Here is a 19,155-nt window from a genome sequence, read left to right as displayed (position 1 = left end):
AATTTGCGTTAAAAGCATGCCAATTTCAACATAAAACGTTGAAATTATTTTTGACATTTCTCAAAAGCTTGAGCGAAGTCGGATAACAAATCGGCCTCATCCTCGATGCCCACCGACAAACGGATCAAACCCTCGCCAATACCCATCTGCGCACGTAATGCCGGGCCCATTTCATAGTAAATAGTTTGTGCAGCTGGCAGAGCGAGGCTACGGGTGTCACCGACGTGTGTAGCCAGAATCACGACTTCGAGCTGATTCAAAAATTCGAAACTGTCAATTCCTTCGATCAGCTCAAAAGCAATTAAATTACCGAATCTGCCATTAAATAAGCGACGGGCACGCTCATGCTGGGGGTGAGAGGCAAGCCCCGGATAAGCAACTCGTGCAACGCCGGGATGATTAGATAAAAAATTCGCAAGAGCGAGTGCATTGCTGCATATTTTGCCAAGGCGTAAAGAGAGTGTTTCGGCACCTACAGAGATCCTGTGTGCAGCATCCGCAGAAAGGGTTGCCCCCATGTCACGGAGACCTTTTTTCTTGATTTGAGTCAGACCCCAACCTGCGACAGGTCCTTTTTTGTAAACATCAAGAATATTGGGGCATTGAGTCCAGTCAAACAAACCTGTATCCGTCAACGAGCCGCCAAGCGCATGCGCATGGCCCCCGATGTGTTTGGAAAGGGAGTTCATCACAAAGCTCGCCCCAACTGACTTTGGTTGAAACAGCCAGGGCGAAGTCAAGGTGTTGTCAACAACATAGATCAAATGGCGTTCGGCGCATAGTTGACCAATGGCCTCCAAATCAGCGATTTGGGTACCTGGGTTAGCAATCGTCTCGGTAAATACCATGCGAGTGTTTGGGCGGATTGCCGCGGTAACGGCGCGGATGTCAGTCGGATCCACCAGCGTGAGCTCAATCCCAAGTAGCTCCAAGGTACCAAACAAACTATTGGTATTACCAAAAATGAATTGACTGGAAATCAGGTGATCACCCGCCCTGAGGAGCGTCGTAAACAATGCAGACAGCGCGCCCATTCCGGTGGCAAAACTCAAACTCGCCACGCCACCTTCCATCGCGGTGATCTTTTTCTCGAGCGCATCCGTAGTAGGTGTGCCCTGACGGGCATAGGTATAACCGGGTTTACCCTGAAACACCGCAGCCAGCTCTCGCGCATCCGGATAAGCATATTGAGAGGACGTATGGATCGGCTTATGAACTGCGCCGTGTTCGACAGATAAACGTCGATCGCCATGCAAAATGGTAGTGGTAAATCCGTGCTTTGCCATAAAAAATACTCAACCAAAGACTGTTAAATAAAAAGACAGTTTAGTGGATTCAGTTTGCTGGGTTACTTTAGGCTGCGCTGCCTGACGGTTTCATACAAACAAACAGCTGTGGCGACACTGACATTCAAGCTCTCAACGCTGCCAAGCATGGGAATATGCACCAGTTCGTCGCAGGTTTCACGAGTAAGCCTGCGCATACCCTCGCCTTCGGCCCCCATGACCCATCCCATTGCCCGCTTACCTTGTATTTGATGAATGCCTTCTGCCGCCTGATCATCTGTGCCGACAAGCCAGATATCGCGATCTTTTAAATCACGCATCGTCCGCGCCAGATTCGTCACCATGATGTATGGTACGGACTCCGCTGCGCCGCAGGCAACGCGCTGAACGGTGGTGTTCAAACCAACAGCACGATCCCGAGGAGCTACCACTGCATGGACACCCGCAGCATCAGCCGTGCGCAGACATGCACCCAGATTATGGGGGTCCGTCACCCCATCCAGAATCAGCAAGAGCGCGGGACCCTCTACGCCATCCAGGACATCGTCTAAATCATCCGCTAATTTTCGAGCATCCGCGACGGCCACAACGCCCTGGTGACGCGCCCCGCCAGCCAAACCGTCCAGTCGATCTGCACCGACCAAATGAACGGGGCGCCCGGCCTTACTGACTTGGTCGACCAAAGACTGCATCCGTTTGTCTTTGCGCTGTGCCTCGATATAGACCTCGCGAATGGTCTCAGGTGCCTGGCGAAGCCGAGCAATCACCGCATGAAAACCCGCGAGCATTTGTGTTGCTGCCATCGATCAGTTCCTAGCGCCCTTTACGGGCTGATTTTTTAACACCTGCGCTTTTTTTAGTTGCCCGCAATAGTTTTTTGCTAGGCCGCGCAGCTTCTTGTTTGCCAGCTTTTTTTGCTTCGGCTCGTCGCACGCTTGCCACTTTACCTTGCAATTCAGCGGGTTTCGTGGGGGCCGCCTTTTTAACACGTCTGGCGATCGATTCATCAGGACGCGCCGCCGCCTTACGCAGTGCCACAAAACTTGTGCCAGCCACGAGACGAAACTCGATCCGACGGGCTTCGAGATCAACCCGGGCAACCTGCACCTGCACGGCATCCGTCAGCCGGTAACGCATTCCAGTGCGCTCGCCTCGCAGCTCATGCATCGACTCGTTGAATTGAAAATACTCGGTTCCCAATTCAGAGACATGCACCATACCCTCAACATGAAGGGTGTCTAAAGTCACGAAAATACCAAAACTGGCCACACCTGTGACACGACCACTAAAGGTCTCGCCCACGCGTTCTTTGACAAACCAGCACTTGAGCCACGCCTCCACATCACGCGAGGCCTCGTCCGCCCTACGCTCAGTGCCGGACAACATCAAACCCAGCCGCTCCCACAGATCATGCTCATACTCTTGCTTGGTCGCGCCAGGCGCTGCAACAAAACCATGAAGAGTCGGCTGATATCGTTCCCCTTTCAACAAGGCCTTGATGACACGATGAGTGAGCAAATCTGGATAGCGTCGAATAGGCGATGTAAAGTGGGTGTAAGCCGGATAAGACAGGCCGAAATGACCCATATTGTCAGGGCCGTAAATGGCCTGTTGCATCGAACGCAGGCACATCGTTTGAAGTAAGGCGTAGTCGGGACGAGCACGCGCCTTGTCCAGGAGCTCAGCATAATCTTTGGCGGTTGGTTCAGCACCTCCTCCCAAACTCAAACCAAGCGTGCGCAAAAACTCTCGCAATGCCTTGAGCTTATCAGTCGTTGGCCCTTCATGGATACGAAAGAGTCCAATGTGTTTGCTGCGCGCCATGAAGTCAGCCGCACACGTATTGGCTGCCAGCATGCACTCCTCAATCAGACGATGTGCATCATTACGAACAAGACCGATAATTTTTTCGATTCGCCCCAGTTCGTTACAAACTATTTTTGTTTCAATCGTATCGAAGTCAATTGCACCACGTTCTTTACGCGACTGCTGTAAAACCTGAAAAATCGAATGCAAGCCCTGAATCTGGGGCAGCACCTTAGTCAAGGATTTTGCCGCAGGACCTTGAGGATGTTGCAAGGACTCCCAGACCTGGTTGTAGGTCGTTCGCGCATGAGAGTGAATCACCGCGTTATAAAACTGGTAGGCTGCAACGGTACCAGCCTTGGCGCCATTGAGTGGGATGACCATGTCGCAAACTAACACGAGGCGATCCACTTGAGGATTGAGGGAACACAAGCCGTTGGAGAGCTTTTCGGGCAACATCGGAATCACGCGGCGAGGAAAATAAACGCTGGTCCCACGCTCCCTGGCATCAATATCCAGAGCATCCTCTGGCGTCACATAGTGACTGACGTCAGCAATCGCAACCAATAAACGCCAGGCAGGACGTTTGCGTCCGGAACCAAGATCCACTTCTTCACAGTAGACCGCATCATCAAAGTCGCGTGCATCCTCGCCATCGATCGTGATAAACGCAACATCCCTGAGATCCACACGATCTTTAAGATCCTGTTTGCGGACACCTTCGGGCAACTTATCTGTCTGCCGCAACGCTGCATCGGAAAAATCAACCGGGACATCAAACTTGCGAACGGCAATTTCGATTTCCATTCCGGGATCATCAATTTCACCGAGGATTTCTGCCACACGACCAAGTGGCTGTGTGTGTCGTGTGGGTTGCTCGATGATATCCACTGAAACTACTTGACCGTGCTGAGCACCTCCCGTATCTGCCGGAGGGATCAGCACGTCGTGTTTGATACGCTGATCTTCTGGAACCACAATAGTCAAGCCACGCTCGTTCAAAAACCGCCCGACCAGACGATTTGTACGCCTTTCAATGACCTCGACAATTGTGGCTTCCGGTTTGCCGCGGTACTCGCCTGTAGGCTTAACCAGCACACGGTCGCCGTGCAGGACTTTGAGCATTTCTCGGGGTGACAAAAACAGATCGGGCCCGCCTCCATCGCGCACCAAAAATCCAAAACCATCACGATGGCCTTGCACGCGGCCTGCGACAAAATCGAGCTTATTCGCTAGTAATAAAACACCCTTGCGATTAGGTAGCAGCTGGCCATCACGCTCCATGGCCGCAAGACGCCGCGCAAATCCTCTGAGGGTTTCTTCAGAATCCAGACCGAGTCGCGTCGCCAGATCTTCTGGCGAAAGTGGCACAAGCGCTGTGCGCAAGGACTCTAAAATTTCTTCTCGACTAGGGACATCCGGATCAAAGTCGGGAGGTAACTCAGGACTGGCTGCGCTTGCGCGGCCGCTTTTAGATTGGGGGGGAAGGCGATTTGCCAAAGTATGAATCTCGCTTATAATGCGGTGCTTCTGAAGTACAGATAGGCCCAGGTGGCGGAATTGGTAGACGCGCACGGTTCAGGTCCGTGTGCCGCAAGGTGTGGAGGTTCGAGTCCTCTTCTGGGCACCATTGAAGTGTAAAGCATAATCCCTGTCGCTTTAATGATTTAAAGTCTGTTTGAGTGTTTTTTTCATCATGATGTGTTCAATATTCGCATCCATGAACACTTCCCCAAACGCAGCAAAGCCTTGTTTCTCATAAAAGCCTTGCGCGTGAAGCTGGGCTCCTAAAACCACCTCAACAAAGCCTTTTTTAAGCGCGGCATCCATCAATGCCTGTAGAACGGCCGCGCCCACACCCTTGCCACGCTCAGAACGTTTGACCGCCATGCGTCCAATATGACCATCGGGAAGTAGGCGACCCGTTGCGATAACCTCACCCTGCTCATCAAAAGCCAGAGCATGTACACACAAATCATCCATCGCATCGAGCTCCTCGTTCTCGGGAACTTGCTGCTCCTCAACGAACACTTCAAAGCGGATCGCAGAGGCAGAATCACGCAGATTCGTCCAATCACCCAACACAATCTGAATATTCGACGGCTTCAACTGATCCCCCCTGGCAGAAATAATTTCACGATACTTAAAGATATTATGACCGAGGAGCGTAGCTCAAGCATCCATCTGTATCAACGCGCTACACTTGGGTACCAATAATATCGATTCGCTGGTCGGCTATGTTTGCTGCGGTCATTGACGCTGCTTTTCCGGTGTTTGGCTTGATCCTGACTGGATGGGTCTGCACAAAACTCAATATTCTCGGACCTTCCAGTCGCGAGGGATTGAATAACTTTGTGATTTATCTCGCGCTACCCGCGCAACTTTTTGCCGCAATGTCTGGAGCAGAGCTGTCTGAGTTGGCTCAGCCTGGCTTCTTTTGGTCTTTTGCCTTGGGCATGTTCGGCACAGCCAGCTTGTATGCCCTCATTTCAAGGGAGCCGCAAACCCCACCTGTGGACAAACTGATCAACAGCATGAGCGCGGCGTATGGAAATGCCGGATTCATGGGCATTCCTTTGTGCCTGATGTTGTTTGGAAAAGCGGGACTTGGACCATCCATCATTACAGCCGTGTTTACCGTCTCATTACTTTTTGCAGTCACTATCATGCTGATTGAACTGCAGCGACTCGACCACGCACGCGCAGGCCTCGCTATTAAAAAAGTTGTACTCTCCATGCTTCGCAATCCGCTCTTGGTTGCCCCACTTTTAGGCCTGTTTTGGTCCATAATGCAATGGCCGATGCCCACACCCGCTTCGCGTTTCATCGGTCTGTTGGGCGATGCCTCGACCCCATGCGCACTGATTGCGATCGGATTGTTTTTAGGACAAACAACCGCACCCAGTGCGGGGCCTGAAGTGATGCGTATTGTCTTGCTCAAGCTGCTTGTCCAACCCGCACTGACTGCCCTGCTCGTCCTGTATGTGTTTGAGGTCCCCAAAATATGGGCCTTGGTTGCGATTCTTGCCGCGGCTCTGCCGGTGGGTACGGGTCCTTTTATGTTGTCACAAATATATCAGCGCGATGCCGCTGCGAGTGCGCGGGCTATTTTGGTCTCGACTGTACTGTCGGTATTGACAATATCCATACTGGTGGCTTGGATTGGTCAAGAGCTTTAAACAGAGAGTTACGCGATCGCGACAATCAAAGATGACAAGCGCTAATTTTTGAATACACTCAAATGAATATGAATACTCAGAACCCCATCCAGACGACCTCGCCCCAACTCTCCCTTGATGGATCCATCGCGACGATTCGCCTGGCGAATCCGGCTTACGCCAATCGATTAAGTCCTGCAGATTTGGGGGTGATTCGGGAGTACCTCGATACAGTCAACCATCATCCAGATATTCTGGTTTTGCGATTCATCGCAGAAGGCAAATATTTTTGCAGTGGCTATGACATCTCTTCGCTCGCGGCTGAAAGCGCTCCCTCCTCCCTCTATTTTGGAGAAACTGTTGATCTGATCGAGCAAGCACGCCCAGTCACGATTGCCGCCATCAATGGCGGAGTGTATGGTGGTGGCACAGACCTCTGCCTGGCATGCGACTTTCGCATTGGCAGTACCAACGCCAATATGTTTATGCCTGCAGCCAAACTCGGTTTGCATTTTTATCCAGGCGGAATGGTGCGCTACATGACGCGTCTAGGACTCAACCATGCCAAAAGACTCTTTCTGACAGCCGAAAAAATTGAAGCTTCCGAAATGAAAGAGATCGGTTTTTTGACCGAATTGGTTGAGCCCGGTTCTCTGACAGAAAGCGTCAATACCTTGACAAAGCAACTCGCTTCGATGGCTCCCCTAGCCTTGTTAGGAATAAAAAAACACCTAAATCTCATCGCTCGCGGACAATTGGATGTGGCTGCGATCAAAGAAGCGGTTCTACACTCGGAACAATCCGATGATATGAAGGAAGGAGCGACAGCATGGAAAGAAAAGCGTCAGGCTGTTTTTAAAGGAAGCTAGCAAAGTGTAGTAGTTCTTTAGCACGGCAGATATCAATTCATCTTGTTTTTTTTTGATCGTGGAACGCACATGACAACAAAACCTAAAGTCGCCCTGATCAGCACCGGCGGAACAATCACCTCTCTCAGCGTGCTGGGTGAGCTCGATATGTTTGAGTACAGTTCGACTGGCAAAAGGCTGGATGCCTTTGGGATGCTGGAGAAATTCCCTCACTCTCAGTCGATTGCGGACGTGATACCTGTTGCATTTGATACGCTGCTTTCGACTGCCGTGAGCTTTCCGCATTGGAAAAAACTGGCGGTAGTGATCGGCGATTTAATTCAGAAACATCACGATTTAGCCGGTATTGTCATTTTGCACGGTACATCTTCCATGGAGGAAACGGCCTATGCACTCAACCTAGGTCTGAAAACGAATATTCCTATTGTCCTGACCGGCGCGCAACGCCCAGCCAGCGCATTGTCTACCGATGCCGGACTCAACATCTATAACGCCGTCCGATTGGCGGCTTGTCCCGAGGCCAGAAACCTTGGTGTGCTCATCTGTCTCAATGATGAAATCCAGTCCGCAAGAGAAGTCACCAAAACATCAAATGGTCGCTTGCAGACATTTCGCTCGCCAGATTTTGGCGCCCTTGGGCACGTCGACGGCGATCGGATAGTCATCTATCGGAGCCCCACTCGCCGTCACACCCCCGATACTGAGTTCGACCTCAGGGACATCACCCTTTTGCCGCGTGTCGATATCGTCTACAGCTATGCTGGAGGGGATGGCGTTGCCGTCCAGGCGTTTATGGACGCAGGTGCGCAAGGCCTTGTCGGAGCGGCTTTTGCTCCCGGACTGCTCTCACCAGAGGAGTTCGTCGCGATGGAGGCGGCTGTTAAAAAAGGGGTCGCTGTGGCGATCTCCTCAAGAGCCGGTTCGGGACGAACGTTTGCACCCAGCAAAATGCGTGATGCCGGCTTTATACAGGCCGACAATCTAACCCCTCAGAAAACTCGCATCCTCCTGGCGATGGCGCTCACCAAGACAAAAGACCGGAACGAGATTCAGCGGATGTTTGATACTTATTGATTCTCATACAGCCGGCAGGAAGCATCGATCAGCTGTCTGGCGATGCTGACATGATCAGGCAGCGGGGGGAGCGCGTCGCGCGAAAACCAGCCCGCTGCTTCGATTTCAGAAGGGTCAGGCGTGATTTCGCCTCCTGCGTAATCTGCAAAAAACGCGACCATCAAGGAGTTGGGAAAAGGCCAGGACTGGCTGGTGAAATAGCGAAGATTTTCAATTTCCAAGCCAACCTCTTCGCGGACCTCTCTGTGAGCGCATTGCTCCAGAGTCTCCCCAGGCTCGACAAAGCCAGCTAAGGCGCTAAAGACGCCTGGACGAAAATGGGGACTTCTTGCCAGCATCAATTCATCTCCACGCTCAATCAGCACCATCACTGCGGGTGAAATACGGGGATAGGCCACCAGGCGGCAAGCTGGACACTCCATGCCAAACTCGGTGTTTTTCATGACAGTTGTTGTACCGCAGCGGCCACAAAAACGATGATTTTTCATCCAGTCGATCAGTTGAGTCCCGCGCCCCGCCAAAGCAAAAATCTCAGGCCCTGCAGAAGCAAAGAGACTGCGCACAGGTCTGAGCTCACCAGCGATATGCGAGGGAATCACATCGGTTTCAATGGCATAGCATGCGACTCCATTGAAGTGTCCGATATGCAGAGCCTGAGTTTGCTCATCGAAGTCTGCTCGATGCGCCTGGGGAAAAACCTCAACCCCCCTCTCGTCAACAGATATCAACACTTGATTGCCAGAACGGATCAACCAATAGCTTAATTCACTCATTTTTTGTCTCTTTGATACTTTGTTTATTTGACAACATTGTATTCTGCACCGATGATTGGACGGTACAGAGTCGGTTGAGCTTAGGGATCCATACCTCTTTTAAATAAAGCTTTATTTAGTGAGCGCATCAATGACAGACACACATCAAAGATCTTCCCGACAAGCAACCGCTGCACAAGATACAGCAAATGCTCTCTTAACGCTCAAGGCTGTATATGTCTGTCAAGAGCGGCCTTTTATCTACACAAGTGGCTGGGCAAGTCCGGTGTATGTCGATTGCCGCAAACTCATGTCGGATGCCGCCCGCCGGACTCTACTCATGGATCACGCTGCAAGCCTTCTTCGTGAGCAGCTCGGCACTCAAATTGACTGTATCGCAGGGGCTGAAACCGCCGGCATCCCCTTTGCCTGCTGGATCGCTGAACGACTCAATTTACCGATGGTCTATGTCAGAAAAAAGGCAATGGGCTGGGGGGCGAACGCACAAATCGAGGGAGATTTGGCGCCGGGGGCAAGATGTTTACTTGTGGATGATCTGACCACGGATGGCCTTTCTAAAATCGGCGCAGCACTTGCCCTGCGGCAGGCTGGCGCGACCGTTCGCGATGTATTCGTGGTCTTTAATTACGATATTTATCCACAAAGTCTTCGTGCGTACACTGAACACGAAATAAGATTGCATGCCTTGGCTACTTGGCAGGATATTTTTTCTCAATCCAAGGCACTCAGTTATTTTCCATCCGATCGCGCCAAAGAAATTAAATCTTTTCTTCAGGACCCCATCGCGTGGTCCTTGGCCCATGGTGGAGCAGGTCAGTTTCCCCGCAAGACGGTACCTCAATGATGACTCAACAAGCTGCAGCCCTGAATCCCAAGCTCCTTGAGGTCGCGGACTATCTTTTCAAAGAGATTCAGGATGCGACCCGGGATACAGTGGGGATCACACGAGAGAGCTACGGATCTGGAGAAACCGTTGCACTACAAATCCTGGCTGATTACGCCACACAGCAAGGACTTTTTTGTCACTTTGATGCGGGCGCCAATCTCGTCATCACGCTTCCCGAGGAACCTGAGGGCAAGATCGTCTTGATTGGTTCGCATCTGGACTCGGTCCCACAAGGCGGTAACTTCGATGGCCTGGCAGGCGTAATCGCCGGGCTGTTAATTTTGCTTCACATGAAAGAATTACCCGCCGCAAAACAAAAACCCATCCGAGTGCTGGCTCTACGAGGAGAAGAAAGCGCATGGTTTGGCAAAGCATACATGGGATCTCTGGCCTTACTGGGAAAGCTGACTGCAGACGACTTGCAACTCAAGTCCAGACACACGCAACAAAGCTTGCGTGAGGCCATGCGTGCTTTGAAAATTTCGGTGGAGAGCATAGACCAGGGTAAGCCACTGATGGATCTCTCAAACGTATGCGCCTATCTTGAATTACATATTGAACAAGGTCCGCTGATGGTCGCACGCCACTGGCCCATCGCAGCCGTCTCGGGCATACGCGGAAATATCCGTCACAACCGGATCATATGCAAGGGCGAGACCGGTCACTCAGGTGCAGTCCCACGATGGATGCGCAAAGATGCGGTGCTGGCCTGCGCGGAGCTGCTCTCTCACCTCGATGAGCATTGGCGCGTGTTGCAACAAATGGGGATGGACTTGGTGATGACCTGCGGTATTTTTTCTACGAATTCTGCGAGCCACGCCCTCTCGGTCATCCCTGGGGAAGTCCAGTTTAGTTTTGAAGTGCGTAGTCAAAATGAAGCGACGCTTGAGCAGTTCTATCAGCTCATGCAAAATGAATGTCAAGATATTGCTCGCTCAAGAGGTGTGGAGTTTATCTTTGACAGAAAGCTCTATACAGCACCCGCCTTGATGAGTCAGGAATGGGTCAAAAAAATCTCTGATGCATGTGTGAAACTCGGAGTAGAGTCTGAAATCATGGCAAGTGGCGCTGGACATGATGCAGCCGTTTTTGCAAACGCCGGTATACCAAGTGGAATGATTTTTATACGCAATGAACATGGTTCTCACAACCCTCATGAAGCCATGAATTTGGAGGATTTCTTTTTAGGTGTTCAGGCACTTCATCTTGCGATCCTCGATTAAATCTAACGGGCAACCCTTTTGATCAAAGGAGATCTACCCAATGAACGCCCCACTGACTGAGTCCACCCACAAGGTGCTTGACAAGGTGTCACTCGAAGACAAATACACACAGGAACGCGGTCGTGCGTTCATGAGCGGTGTGCAAGCCCTCGTTCGACTACCCATGATGCAACAAATGCGCGATGCGCAAGCAGGGTTAAATACTGCCGGCTTTATCAGCGGTTACCGAGGGAGTCCCCTGGGGGGCTATGACCAAGCTCTGTGGAAAGCTTCTGCACACTTGAAGCGACACAACATTGTTTTTCAACCGGGCGTAAACGAAGAGCTTGCCGCAACAGCAGTTTGGGGAACTCAGCAAGTCGAGATCTACCCTGAACAAAAAAAATTCGATGGCGTGTTTGGAATCTGGTACGGGAAAGGTCCCGGCGTTGATCGCTGCTCAGATGTATTCAAGCACGCCAACATGGCTGGTACCGCGCCGCATGGTGGCGTCATTGCGATTGCGGGTGATGACCACATTGCCAAGAGTTCTACCGCCGCGCATCAGAGTGATCATATTTTCAAAGCCTGTGGGTTGCCAGTCTTTTTCCCAAGTGACGTGCAAGGCATTCTTGATATGGGTTTGCACGCCTTTGCGCTCAGTCGCTTTTCCGGTCTCTGGTCTGGGATGAAGACTATTCAGGAAGTCGTTGAGTCGAGCGCGAGCGTGGACGTTGATTTAGCGCGTGTCAACATCATCCTGCCCGAAGACTTTATCTTGCCGCAAGGCGGCATGCACATTCGCTGGCCTGATGCACCACTGGAGCAAGAAGCCCGTCTCATGGAGTACAAATGGTATGCGGCGTTGGCGTATATTCGTGCGAACAAACTCAACCATACAAGCATTCAAGGCCCTCATGATCGACTAGGAATCATGGCCAGCGGCAAAGCTTACCGTGACACCTGCCAAGCACTCTTAGATTTGGGTCTCGACCATGAAGTGTGCCGTCAAATTGGTGTGCGCGTGCATCAAGTTAACGTTGTTTGGCCGCTGGAGGCAAGTACAACGCGCGAGTTTGCATTGGGTCTCGAAGAAATTATTGTCGTAGAAGAAAAACGACAAGTGATCGAATATCAACTCAAGGAGGAGCTCTACAACTGGCGTCCAGACACCCGTCCGGTTGTTGTGGGTAAATTCGACCAGCCCGAATCCGACTACAGTGGCGGCGAATGGGCTCAGCCCAATCCTGTCGGTAATCGGCTGTTGCGCGCCAATGCGGACTTAAGTCCGGCCTTGATTGCACAAGCGATCGCCAAACGTTTATTGCGTTTTACGCTTCCCGAAACTGTTCGTGCAGGCATTCAATCCAGACTCAGTGTCATTGAGGCTAAACAGCGCGCAATGAGTGTGACGGACCTATCCCTTGGAGAAAGACAGCCTTGGTTCTGTAGCGGCTGTCCGCACAGTACGAGTACGCGTGTGCCTCAAGGCAGTCGCGCCATGGCGGGAATCGGTTGCCATTACATGGTGCTGTGGATGGATCGCTCGACTTCAACCTTTACTCAAATGGGAGGGGAAGGCGCACCCTGGGTCGGCCAATCCCACTTTGTTAAAGATACGCACGTTTTTGCAAATATTGGTGATGGTACGTGGTTTCATAGCGGATCTCTGGCGATTCGTCAGGCAGTTGTCGCTGGCGTGAACATCACTTACAAAATTCTGTATAACGATGCCGTGGCAATGACAGGCGGACAGCAAGTCGGGGAGCGTCCCGAAGGCCTTTCTGTCCCGCAAATCGTTAAAAGTTGTATTGCCGAAGGCGTTCAGCGTGTCGCAGTGGTCACCGACGATCCGGAACGCTACGAGGGCGTCAAGCTTGAGCCTGACGTTCGAGTCTGGCATCGGGATGAGCTGGACACGGTACAACGCCTCTTTAGAGATATCACCGGGACCACGGTGATCGTCTACGATCAAACCTGCGCGACCGAAAAGCGCCGTCGCCGTAAGTCTGGCAAGCTCGAAGATCCAAAGCGAGTTGTCATGATTAACGAACTCGTCTGCGAGGGATGCGGAGACTGCTCGGCCAAGAGCAATTGCTTGTCTGTCGAGCCCCTGGAGACCGAATTTGGTCGCAAACGGCAGATCAACCACAGCAGCTGTAATAAAGATGAGTCTTGCTTAAAAGGCTTTTGTCCAAGTTTTGTTGTGGTCGAAAACGCCAAGCTTAAACAGCCCGCAGCCAAGAACAGCCAGAATGCACTACCTGAACTTCCCCCAGCGAACGTACCCGATTGCGCAAGCCCGTATCGAATTGTGATTGCCGGAGTAGGTGGAACAGGTGTGATCACGATCGGCCAATTGCTTGGTGTCGCTGCGCACATTGAAGGTAAAGGTGTCATCACGCAAGATTCAGCCGGGCTTGCTCAAAAAGGTGGCTCAACTTGGAGTCATGTCCAGATCGCGCAAGCGCCTGAAACGCTCTATGCCACAAAAGTTGATCTGGCTAAAGCCGACTTGATCCTGGCCTGTGACAGTGTGGTCGCCGCCAATCAGACAACGATGGCGCTTATGCAAAATGGTGTCACGCGCATTGCAATGAATAGCCACGACACGCCCACCGCAGGCTTTGTTCAGAGCCCCGATTGGCAATCGTCCCATACCGACTGCGCAAAGGCACTCTCTCAGGCCGTTGGAGCCGAGCAGCTCGCCAGCCTCGATGCCAGTGCACTTGCGGTTGAAAAGCTGGGAGATGCCATTTATGCCAATCCCCTCTTACTGGGATTTTGCTGGCAAAAGGGTTGGATTCCTTTATCTCATGAATCGTTAACACAGGCTCTACGACTCAATGCCGTTCAAGTTGAGCGCAATCTGTTAGCTTTTGAATGGGGACGCGCTGCGGCCTTGAATGCTGAACTGCGTACTCAACCCATTAATGAGCAGCCGCTGCAATTCAAGGCAAAACCCACTCTCGAACAACTCATCACTCGACGCGTGGAGTTTCTCACGCAATATCAAAATGCTCAGTATGCACAGGAATACCGGGATTTTGTCGAGCGCGTATTCAAAGCTGAACAAGCAAGCTGGTCTGTACCGCCCATGACAGACTCGAAAGCGCCTGTCCCATCCAAGCATACGCCAAGGCTTTCTGAAGCCGTGGCGCGTTACCTTTTTAAACTGATGGCCTACAAAGATGAATACGAGGTCGCGCGGTTGCACACCAATCAAGATTTCATTGAAAAAATAAACCAGCAATTTGAACCTGGATTTCAGATCACGCATTACCTGGCCCCTCCTCTACTTGCTCAACACAATAGTCAGGGAGAGCTTGTAAAAAAACGCTTTGGTGGATGGATACGTCCAGTATTCAAGACGCTCAAGCACTTGAAATTCTTGCGTGGAACAGTATTGGATCCGTTTGGCTACACGTCTGAGCGTCGTACTGAAAGAGCACTCATCTCCGAGTACAGGATTTGCATTGAAGCAATGCTCCCGCAGCTCACCCGACAAAACATTGACCTTGCCGTGCAAATCGCCTCAGTACCTGAACATATTCGAGGTTATGGCCACGTCAAGGCGCGACACTTGGAAGAAGCCCGAAAAAAATCCATTTCTCTGCTCGAGAAATGGCGAGAGCAAAAGTAGTTGTTCGTAAAGTTTAGGTGCTGTCGGACTGTGCCCAACGAACAAAGGTCCTACATTGTCTCGTTGAAAATCTCACGTCCGATCAGCATTCGTCTGATTTCACTGGTTCCTGCCCCAATTTCATAGAGTTTGGCATCGCGCCAGAGGCGGCCTGTTGGATAGTCGTTGATATAGCCGTTACCACCCAGAATCTGGATCGCCTCTCCCGCCATCCACGTCGCTTTTTCAGCACAATATAAAATCACCCCTGCTGCGTCCTTTCGCATGCCGCGCTGTGAGCCTGACTGTGTGCGCAGCGCGCTCGGATCCAGCCCATCACCGCTCCTCATATCCAGTGTGCGACCGACAGCGTAGCAATACGCTTTACACGCCGAGTAGGTTGTATACATATCGGCAATTTTGCCTTGAATGAGCTGAAACTCGCCAATCGATTGACCAAATTGACGACGCTCATGCACATATGGCATCACAACGTCTAGACACGCACCCATAATCCCAAGCGGTCCGGCAGCGAGCACCGCGCGCTCATAATCAAGCCCACTCATCAATACCTGCACGCCACCATCAAGTTGGCCGAGTATATTTTCAGCGGGAACAAAAACATCATTAAAGACAAGCTCCCCTGTGTGCGAACCACGCATACCGAGCTTGTCCAAGCGCTGAGCCACGGAGAATCCCGGCATATCTCGATCAATCAAGAAAGCAGTAATACCACGTGCTTTTTTGTCCGGATCTGTCTTGGCATAGACGACAAGGGTCTGAGCATCCGGACCATTCGTAATCCACATTTTGGTGCCATTCAATCGGTACCCTGCCCCCTCTGCTGTGGCACGTAGCCGCATGCTGACCACATCAGAGCCAGCCTCCGGCTCACTCATCGCAAGAGCGCCGACATGCTCACCCGAGATCAATGGGGGTAGCAAGCGAGCACGCTGTACAGGGGTGCCGTTTCGCATGATCTGATTGACACAAAGATTGCTGTGCGCACCGTAGGACAATCCGACTGATGCAGAGGCGCGAGAGATCTCCTCCATGACGACCATATGGGCGAGATAACCCAACCCCGCCCCTCCGTATTCAGGACTTGCGGTCACACCAAGCAAGCCCATCTCACCCATTTTGCGCCACAAATCCATTGGAAACTGATCATCTCGGTCAATTTGAGCAGCCCGCGGTGCGATTTCCCGCGAAGCGAAGTCTCGAACCGCTTCGCGCAAGTAGGTGATCTCCTCGGTTAATCCAAAATCAAGCTCGTGTTCCAACATCATCAGTCTCCGCAGAAATGTGTTGATTTACTTGAGTGACGAGGTGATAAAAAACCCCCAAACCGTATCCGGCCAGGGGGCTTTGCCTCTCTCTGGATTGATGCGTCACACCAGCCAGTCAAACTAGCTGATGCGGCAACAGTCATCTTAACCGGGACCCATTAACAAATTAGGTAGCCATGTTGAAATGATTGGAATGTAAGTCACCACGATTAACAATCCAACCATCAGGAAGAAGAACGGCATCGTGCCGCGCAACACCTGTGCCAAAGGAATCTTGGAAATATTACTAATGACGAACAGGTTCAAACCAACAGGTGGTGACATTAATGCCAATTCCATATTGATGACGAGCATCACACCAAAATGGATTGGATCGATACCAAGGGGCTCAAGCAGAGGAAGAATGATCGGCACCATGATCAACAAGATCGAGAAGACTTCCAAGAACATACCCAGGAAGATCAAGAGAATGTTGACGGCCAATAAAAACTGCCAGGGTTTGATATCCAGACCTTTTACAAACTCAAGAGTCTTTTGTGCAACACCCGTTTCTGTGATCAGATGGCCAAAGGCAAGTGCCATGGCAATGATGATCATGATGGCAGCGGCGCTTCGCACAGCATGCGTCATGACTTGAAGAAAATCACTAGGCTTGACCTCACGGTACACAAACAAAGCCAACACGATCGCAACAACAGCGGATAGTGCTGCGGTCTCTGTCAGCGTAACAAATCCACCATACAAGCCTCCAAGCACGACAACAGGCACCAGTAAGGCTGGGACAGCGTTAAGTGTTTTCTTTATTTTTTCTTCGCGAGGCATTGGCACGCGATCAACGTAGCCGTTTTTCTTGCTGAAAAAATAAACATATACGCCCATCATTGCTGCGCTGATCAGACCGGGAACAACTCCACCCAGGAACAAGCGAGGAATGGAGGCATCAGCAAGAACCCCGTAGACCACGAACGCCAGTGAGGGCGGGATCAAGATACCTAGCGTACCGGCCGATACCAAAATACCGCCAGCAAAAGCGGGCGAGTAGCCGTTGCGAAGCATGGCCGGGATCATGATGGTGCCCATTGCAATCGCTGTCGCAACAGAAGAGCCGCACATTGCCGCAAAAATCGCGCAGGTTAAAACCGAAACAAGGCCTAGTCCACCATGGACACGACCAATCCAGGCTGTTGCAGCATTTATCAAAGCCTTGGCAACACCGCCCCGCTCCATGAAAATTGCAGCAACCACGAAATAAGGCACCGCAAGAAGCGTTGGCGAGTTCAGTTCGTCAATAATTTTTTGAGCGAGCGGAACTAAACTACCTTCGGTTGCAAAAACCAGTCCCGAAGTCAAACCCATTGTCAGATAAATGGGTACTCCAAGAATCAATAGAATAATAAATACGGGAGAGAAAAAACTAAGCATGCTGCGGCTCCCGCTTGAACCATTTACGATAGAGGCGAACGATATACGCCAAACCCATTACAAAAGCACCTGCAGGTAGCGCTGCGAAATAAATCCACAAGGGCATCCGAAGCATGGTTGTGGAGACATCGCCGAAATCCCAGGCCTGATGGGCAACGACTGCACCGTAATAGACAGCAAATACACAAAAAATCAAACCCAAGACATCGGCGAGCACTTCAACGCTATGTTTGAGTTTGGGTGGAAACATATTGATAAAAAAATCAGACTTCACGTGACGATCCATCAGGGTAACGGTGCCGAGCGATAAAAATACCGCCCAGATCACCATATACACCTGCACTTCTTCAACAAAGTCCAGTGTCAACGAGGGCGCAACCAATCTCACGATAACGTTGTAGGAACACATCACCAGCGCAAGAGTGGCTAAGCCCCCCACCACCAATGCTTCGAGTGGGTGGGATTTGGGTACATCATGGGCTTCCGCCTCAAGGTCAGCCTGAGCTTTTTGACGCAACGTCTCGTAGAGTCGGTTGCCTGTCGGCTCAGCTGCCTGAACAGTGTCTTTTGCTTGCATTTTTAGTACGCCACGCCTGCTTCTTTAAGATTTTTCAATGCTTCGTCCACCACATCCTGATCCATCTTGATGCTCTTGACGAGTTCGGGTTGTATCTTCATCAAGGTACGGCGAGCTTGCAAGACCTCGGCATCAGAGGGAATCACAACCTTCAAGCCTGCCTTAACCAATACGTCTTTGGCTTTGAGCTGAGCGGCAGCAGCATCTTTACGCTCTTGTGTCGCAGCGATATCCCATGCTTCAAGAATCGCTTGCTGGACTTCTTTGGGTTGCTTGTTAAAGAAGTTCGCGCGCATCATTGGCACGTATTGATTGAACTGGTTTTTGTCTTCAAAAGCGTACTTCAAGCCCGAATCCATCAGCTTGGACGAAAAGCTGCTCTCGTACGTTGTCAACAAACCATCCATCACACCCTGGCTCATTGCCAAAGGAACATCCGGCCATGGCACCAACAAGGGCGTGCCTCCTAGAGAGGTGATGCGCTGCGCATTCGCTGTACCGCCAGGATAGCGAATCTTCATGCCTTTCATATCAGCATAGGTTTTGATTTCTTTGTTGATGGTGTAAGTGTTTTGAAAACCCAGATCCATCCACTTACCCAAAATCTTGACGCGCATGCGCTCTTCGAACTTTTTGTTCAGATATTGACCAAGCTTACCGTCCATGACTTTATGGACAGTCGCCTCGTCAACACCATAGAACATGGGCAGACTCTGGAGTGCGGCATTCGGCTCGGCGCTATCAAGCTGCCATGTACCGGGCACGGCCATTTCTAAGGCGTCCTGACGGAGTGCGCGTGGCACGTCACGGTCACGGAACAGCTGTCCACTTGGGTAGACCTCGATCGTAAAGCGGTTACCTGTGCGCTTTTTCAATTCTTCAACAAAAACTTCCACACCTTTATTACGGACATGTACAGGGTTCGTATCAAGTGCAATGCGGAGTTTTTCCTGAGCTGCGGCGGGTGTTGCAACCAACGCCGAAGCTAACACTGCGAACGACGCAGTCATCAGTTTTACGGATAATGAAGACATGTGGTTTCCTTGAAAAAATGAAGTCTAGTTCAGTCACTGAACTAGACGCGGGCAGACTGTAACTAAATACACTTGTTATGTAAATAATGTTTACCCTATTTCCAAAGTAAACATGAGGAAACATCGGGAAAGTACTAAGTTACAAATCAAACATGTC

General features: G+C 51.2%; 15 protein-coding genes and 1 tRNA gene. 7 read left to right on the top strand and 9 right to left on the bottom strand.

Annotated features, from left to right (window positions below):
• Positions 1 to 44: 44 nt before the first annotated feature.
• The 3 genes from QWY27_RS01925 to rnr form a co-directional block, all read right to left on the bottom strand.
• On the bottom strand, positions 45 to 1,286 hold the full coding sequence (locus QWY27_RS01925) for a cystathionine gamma-synthase family protein (RefSeq protein ID WP_290194194.1): 1,242 nt from the start codon (positions 1,284 to 1,286) through the stop codon (positions 45 to 47).
• A gap of 62 nt (positions 1,287 to 1,348) precedes the next feature.
• Positions 1,349 to 2,089, bottom strand: coding sequence for a 23S rRNA (guanosine(2251)-2'-O)-methyltransferase RlmB (gene rlmB / locus QWY27_RS01920; RefSeq protein WP_290194193.1), 741 nt, complete (start codon positions 2,087 to 2,089; stop codon positions 1,349 to 1,351).
• Between the two features lie 10 nt (positions 2,090 to 2,099).
• The gene (rnr, locus tag QWY27_RS01915) at positions 2,100 to 4,592 is read right to left on the bottom strand and encodes a ribonuclease R (RefSeq protein WP_290194191.1); all 2,493 of its coding nucleotides are present in this window, start codon (positions 4,590 to 4,592) and stop codon (positions 2,100 to 2,102) included.
• Between the two features lie 45 nt (positions 4,593 to 4,637).
• Between rnr and QWY27_RS01910 the strand changes: the two genes are divergently transcribed.
• A tRNA-Leu gene (locus tag QWY27_RS01910) sits at positions 4,638 to 4,722 on the top strand.
• A gap of 29 nt (positions 4,723 to 4,751) precedes the next feature.
• Here the strand turns inward: QWY27_RS01910 and QWY27_RS01905 are convergent.
• A complete protein-coding gene (locus QWY27_RS01905; RefSeq protein ID WP_290194189.1) occupies positions 4,752 to 5,201 on the bottom strand; it encodes a GNAT family N-acetyltransferase in 450 nt (149 codons plus the stop codon).
• 128 nt (positions 5,202 to 5,329) lie between these two features.
• Here QWY27_RS01905 and QWY27_RS01900 point away from each other — a divergent pair, with 128 nt between their 5' ends.
• From QWY27_RS01900 to QWY27_RS01890, 3 genes are all read left to right on the top strand, one after another.
• Positions 5,330 to 6,271: an AEC family transporter gene (locus QWY27_RS01900; protein ID WP_290194187.1), complete on the top strand. Its 942-nt coding sequence runs from the start codon at positions 5,330 to 5,332 to the stop codon at positions 6,269 to 6,271.
• Between the two features lie 62 nt (positions 6,272 to 6,333).
• Positions 6,334 to 7,119 carry an enoyl-CoA hydratase/isomerase family protein gene (locus QWY27_RS01895; RefSeq protein WP_435433432.1) on the top strand — a complete coding sequence of 262 codons (786 nt, stop codon included), beginning with the start codon at positions 6,334 to 6,336 and terminating at the stop codon, positions 7,117 to 7,119.
• 69 nt (positions 7,120 to 7,188) lie between these two features.
• On the top strand, positions 7,189 to 8,193 hold the full coding sequence (locus QWY27_RS01890) for an asparaginase (RefSeq protein WP_290194185.1): 1,005 nt from the start codon (positions 7,189 to 7,191) through the stop codon (positions 8,191 to 8,193).
• On the opposite strand, the gene nudC is transcribed toward QWY27_RS01890, so the two are convergent.
• Positions 8,187 to 8,993 carry an NAD(+) diphosphatase gene (gene nudC / locus QWY27_RS01885; protein ID WP_290194570.1) on the bottom strand — a complete coding sequence of 269 codons (807 nt, stop codon included), beginning with the start codon at positions 8,991 to 8,993 and terminating at the stop codon, positions 8,187 to 8,189. The genes QWY27_RS01890 and nudC overlap by 7 nt on opposite strands.
• Before the next feature lie 103 nt (positions 8,994 to 9,096).
• Between nudC and QWY27_RS01880 the strand changes: the two genes are divergently transcribed.
• Genes QWY27_RS01880 through QWY27_RS01870 form a run of 3 tightly spaced genes read left to right on the top strand, consistent with a single transcriptional unit; the run spans position 9,097 to position 14,697 of the window.
• A complete protein-coding gene (locus tag QWY27_RS01880; protein ID WP_290194183.1) occupies positions 9,097 to 9,810 on the top strand; it encodes an orotate phosphoribosyltransferase in 714 nt (237 codons plus the stop codon).
• Positions 9,807 to 11,075: a hydantoinase/carbamoylase family amidase gene (locus tag QWY27_RS01875; protein WP_290194181.1), complete on the top strand. Its 1,269-nt coding sequence runs from the start codon at positions 9,807 to 9,809 to the stop codon at positions 11,073 to 11,075. Before QWY27_RS01880 ends, QWY27_RS01875 begins: the two co-directional genes overlap by 4 nt.
• 40 nt (positions 11,076 to 11,115) lie before the next feature.
• Positions 11,116 to 14,697: an indolepyruvate ferredoxin oxidoreductase family protein gene (locus QWY27_RS01870; protein WP_290194180.1), complete on the top strand. Its 3,582-nt coding sequence runs from the start codon at positions 11,116 to 11,118 to the stop codon at positions 14,695 to 14,697.
• Positions 14,698 to 14,747: 50 nt separating this feature from the next.
• On the opposite strand, the gene QWY27_RS01865 is transcribed toward QWY27_RS01870, so the two are convergent.
• The 4 genes from QWY27_RS01865 to dctP all read right to left on the bottom strand — a co-directional run bounded on the left by QWY27_RS01865 (position 14,748) and on the right by dctP (position 18,998).
• Positions 14,748 to 15,965: an isovaleryl-CoA dehydrogenase gene (locus QWY27_RS01865; RefSeq protein ID WP_290194178.1), complete on the bottom strand. Its 1,218-nt coding sequence runs from the start codon at positions 15,963 to 15,965 to the stop codon at positions 14,748 to 14,750.
• Between the two features lie 144 nt (positions 15,966 to 16,109).
• The gene (locus QWY27_RS01860) at positions 16,110 to 17,387 is read right to left on the bottom strand and encodes a TRAP transporter large permease (RefSeq protein ID WP_290194176.1); all 1,278 of its coding nucleotides are present in this window, start codon (positions 17,385 to 17,387) and stop codon (positions 16,110 to 16,112) included.
• Positions 17,380 to 17,964: a TRAP transporter small permease gene (locus QWY27_RS01855; protein WP_290194174.1), complete on the bottom strand. Its 585-nt coding sequence runs from the start codon at positions 17,962 to 17,964 to the stop codon at positions 17,380 to 17,382. Before QWY27_RS01855 ends, QWY27_RS01860 begins: the two co-directional genes overlap by 8 nt.
• Before the next feature lie 2 nt (positions 17,965 to 17,966).
• Positions 17,967 to 18,998 (bottom strand): TRAP transporter substrate-binding protein DctP, encoded by a 1,032-nt coding sequence (gene dctP / locus QWY27_RS01850; RefSeq protein ID WP_290194172.1) that lies wholly within the window; start codon positions 18,996 to 18,998, stop codon positions 17,967 to 17,969.
• Positions 18,999 to 19,155 lie beyond the last annotated feature (157 nt).

The sequence above is a fragment of the Zwartia vadi genome (genome assembly GCF_030410375.1).
Classification (GTDB): Bacteria; Pseudomonadota; Gammaproteobacteria; order Burkholderiales; family Burkholderiaceae_B; genus Zwartia; species Zwartia vadi.
This window is presented reverse-complemented; position numbering and strand designations above follow the sequence as displayed.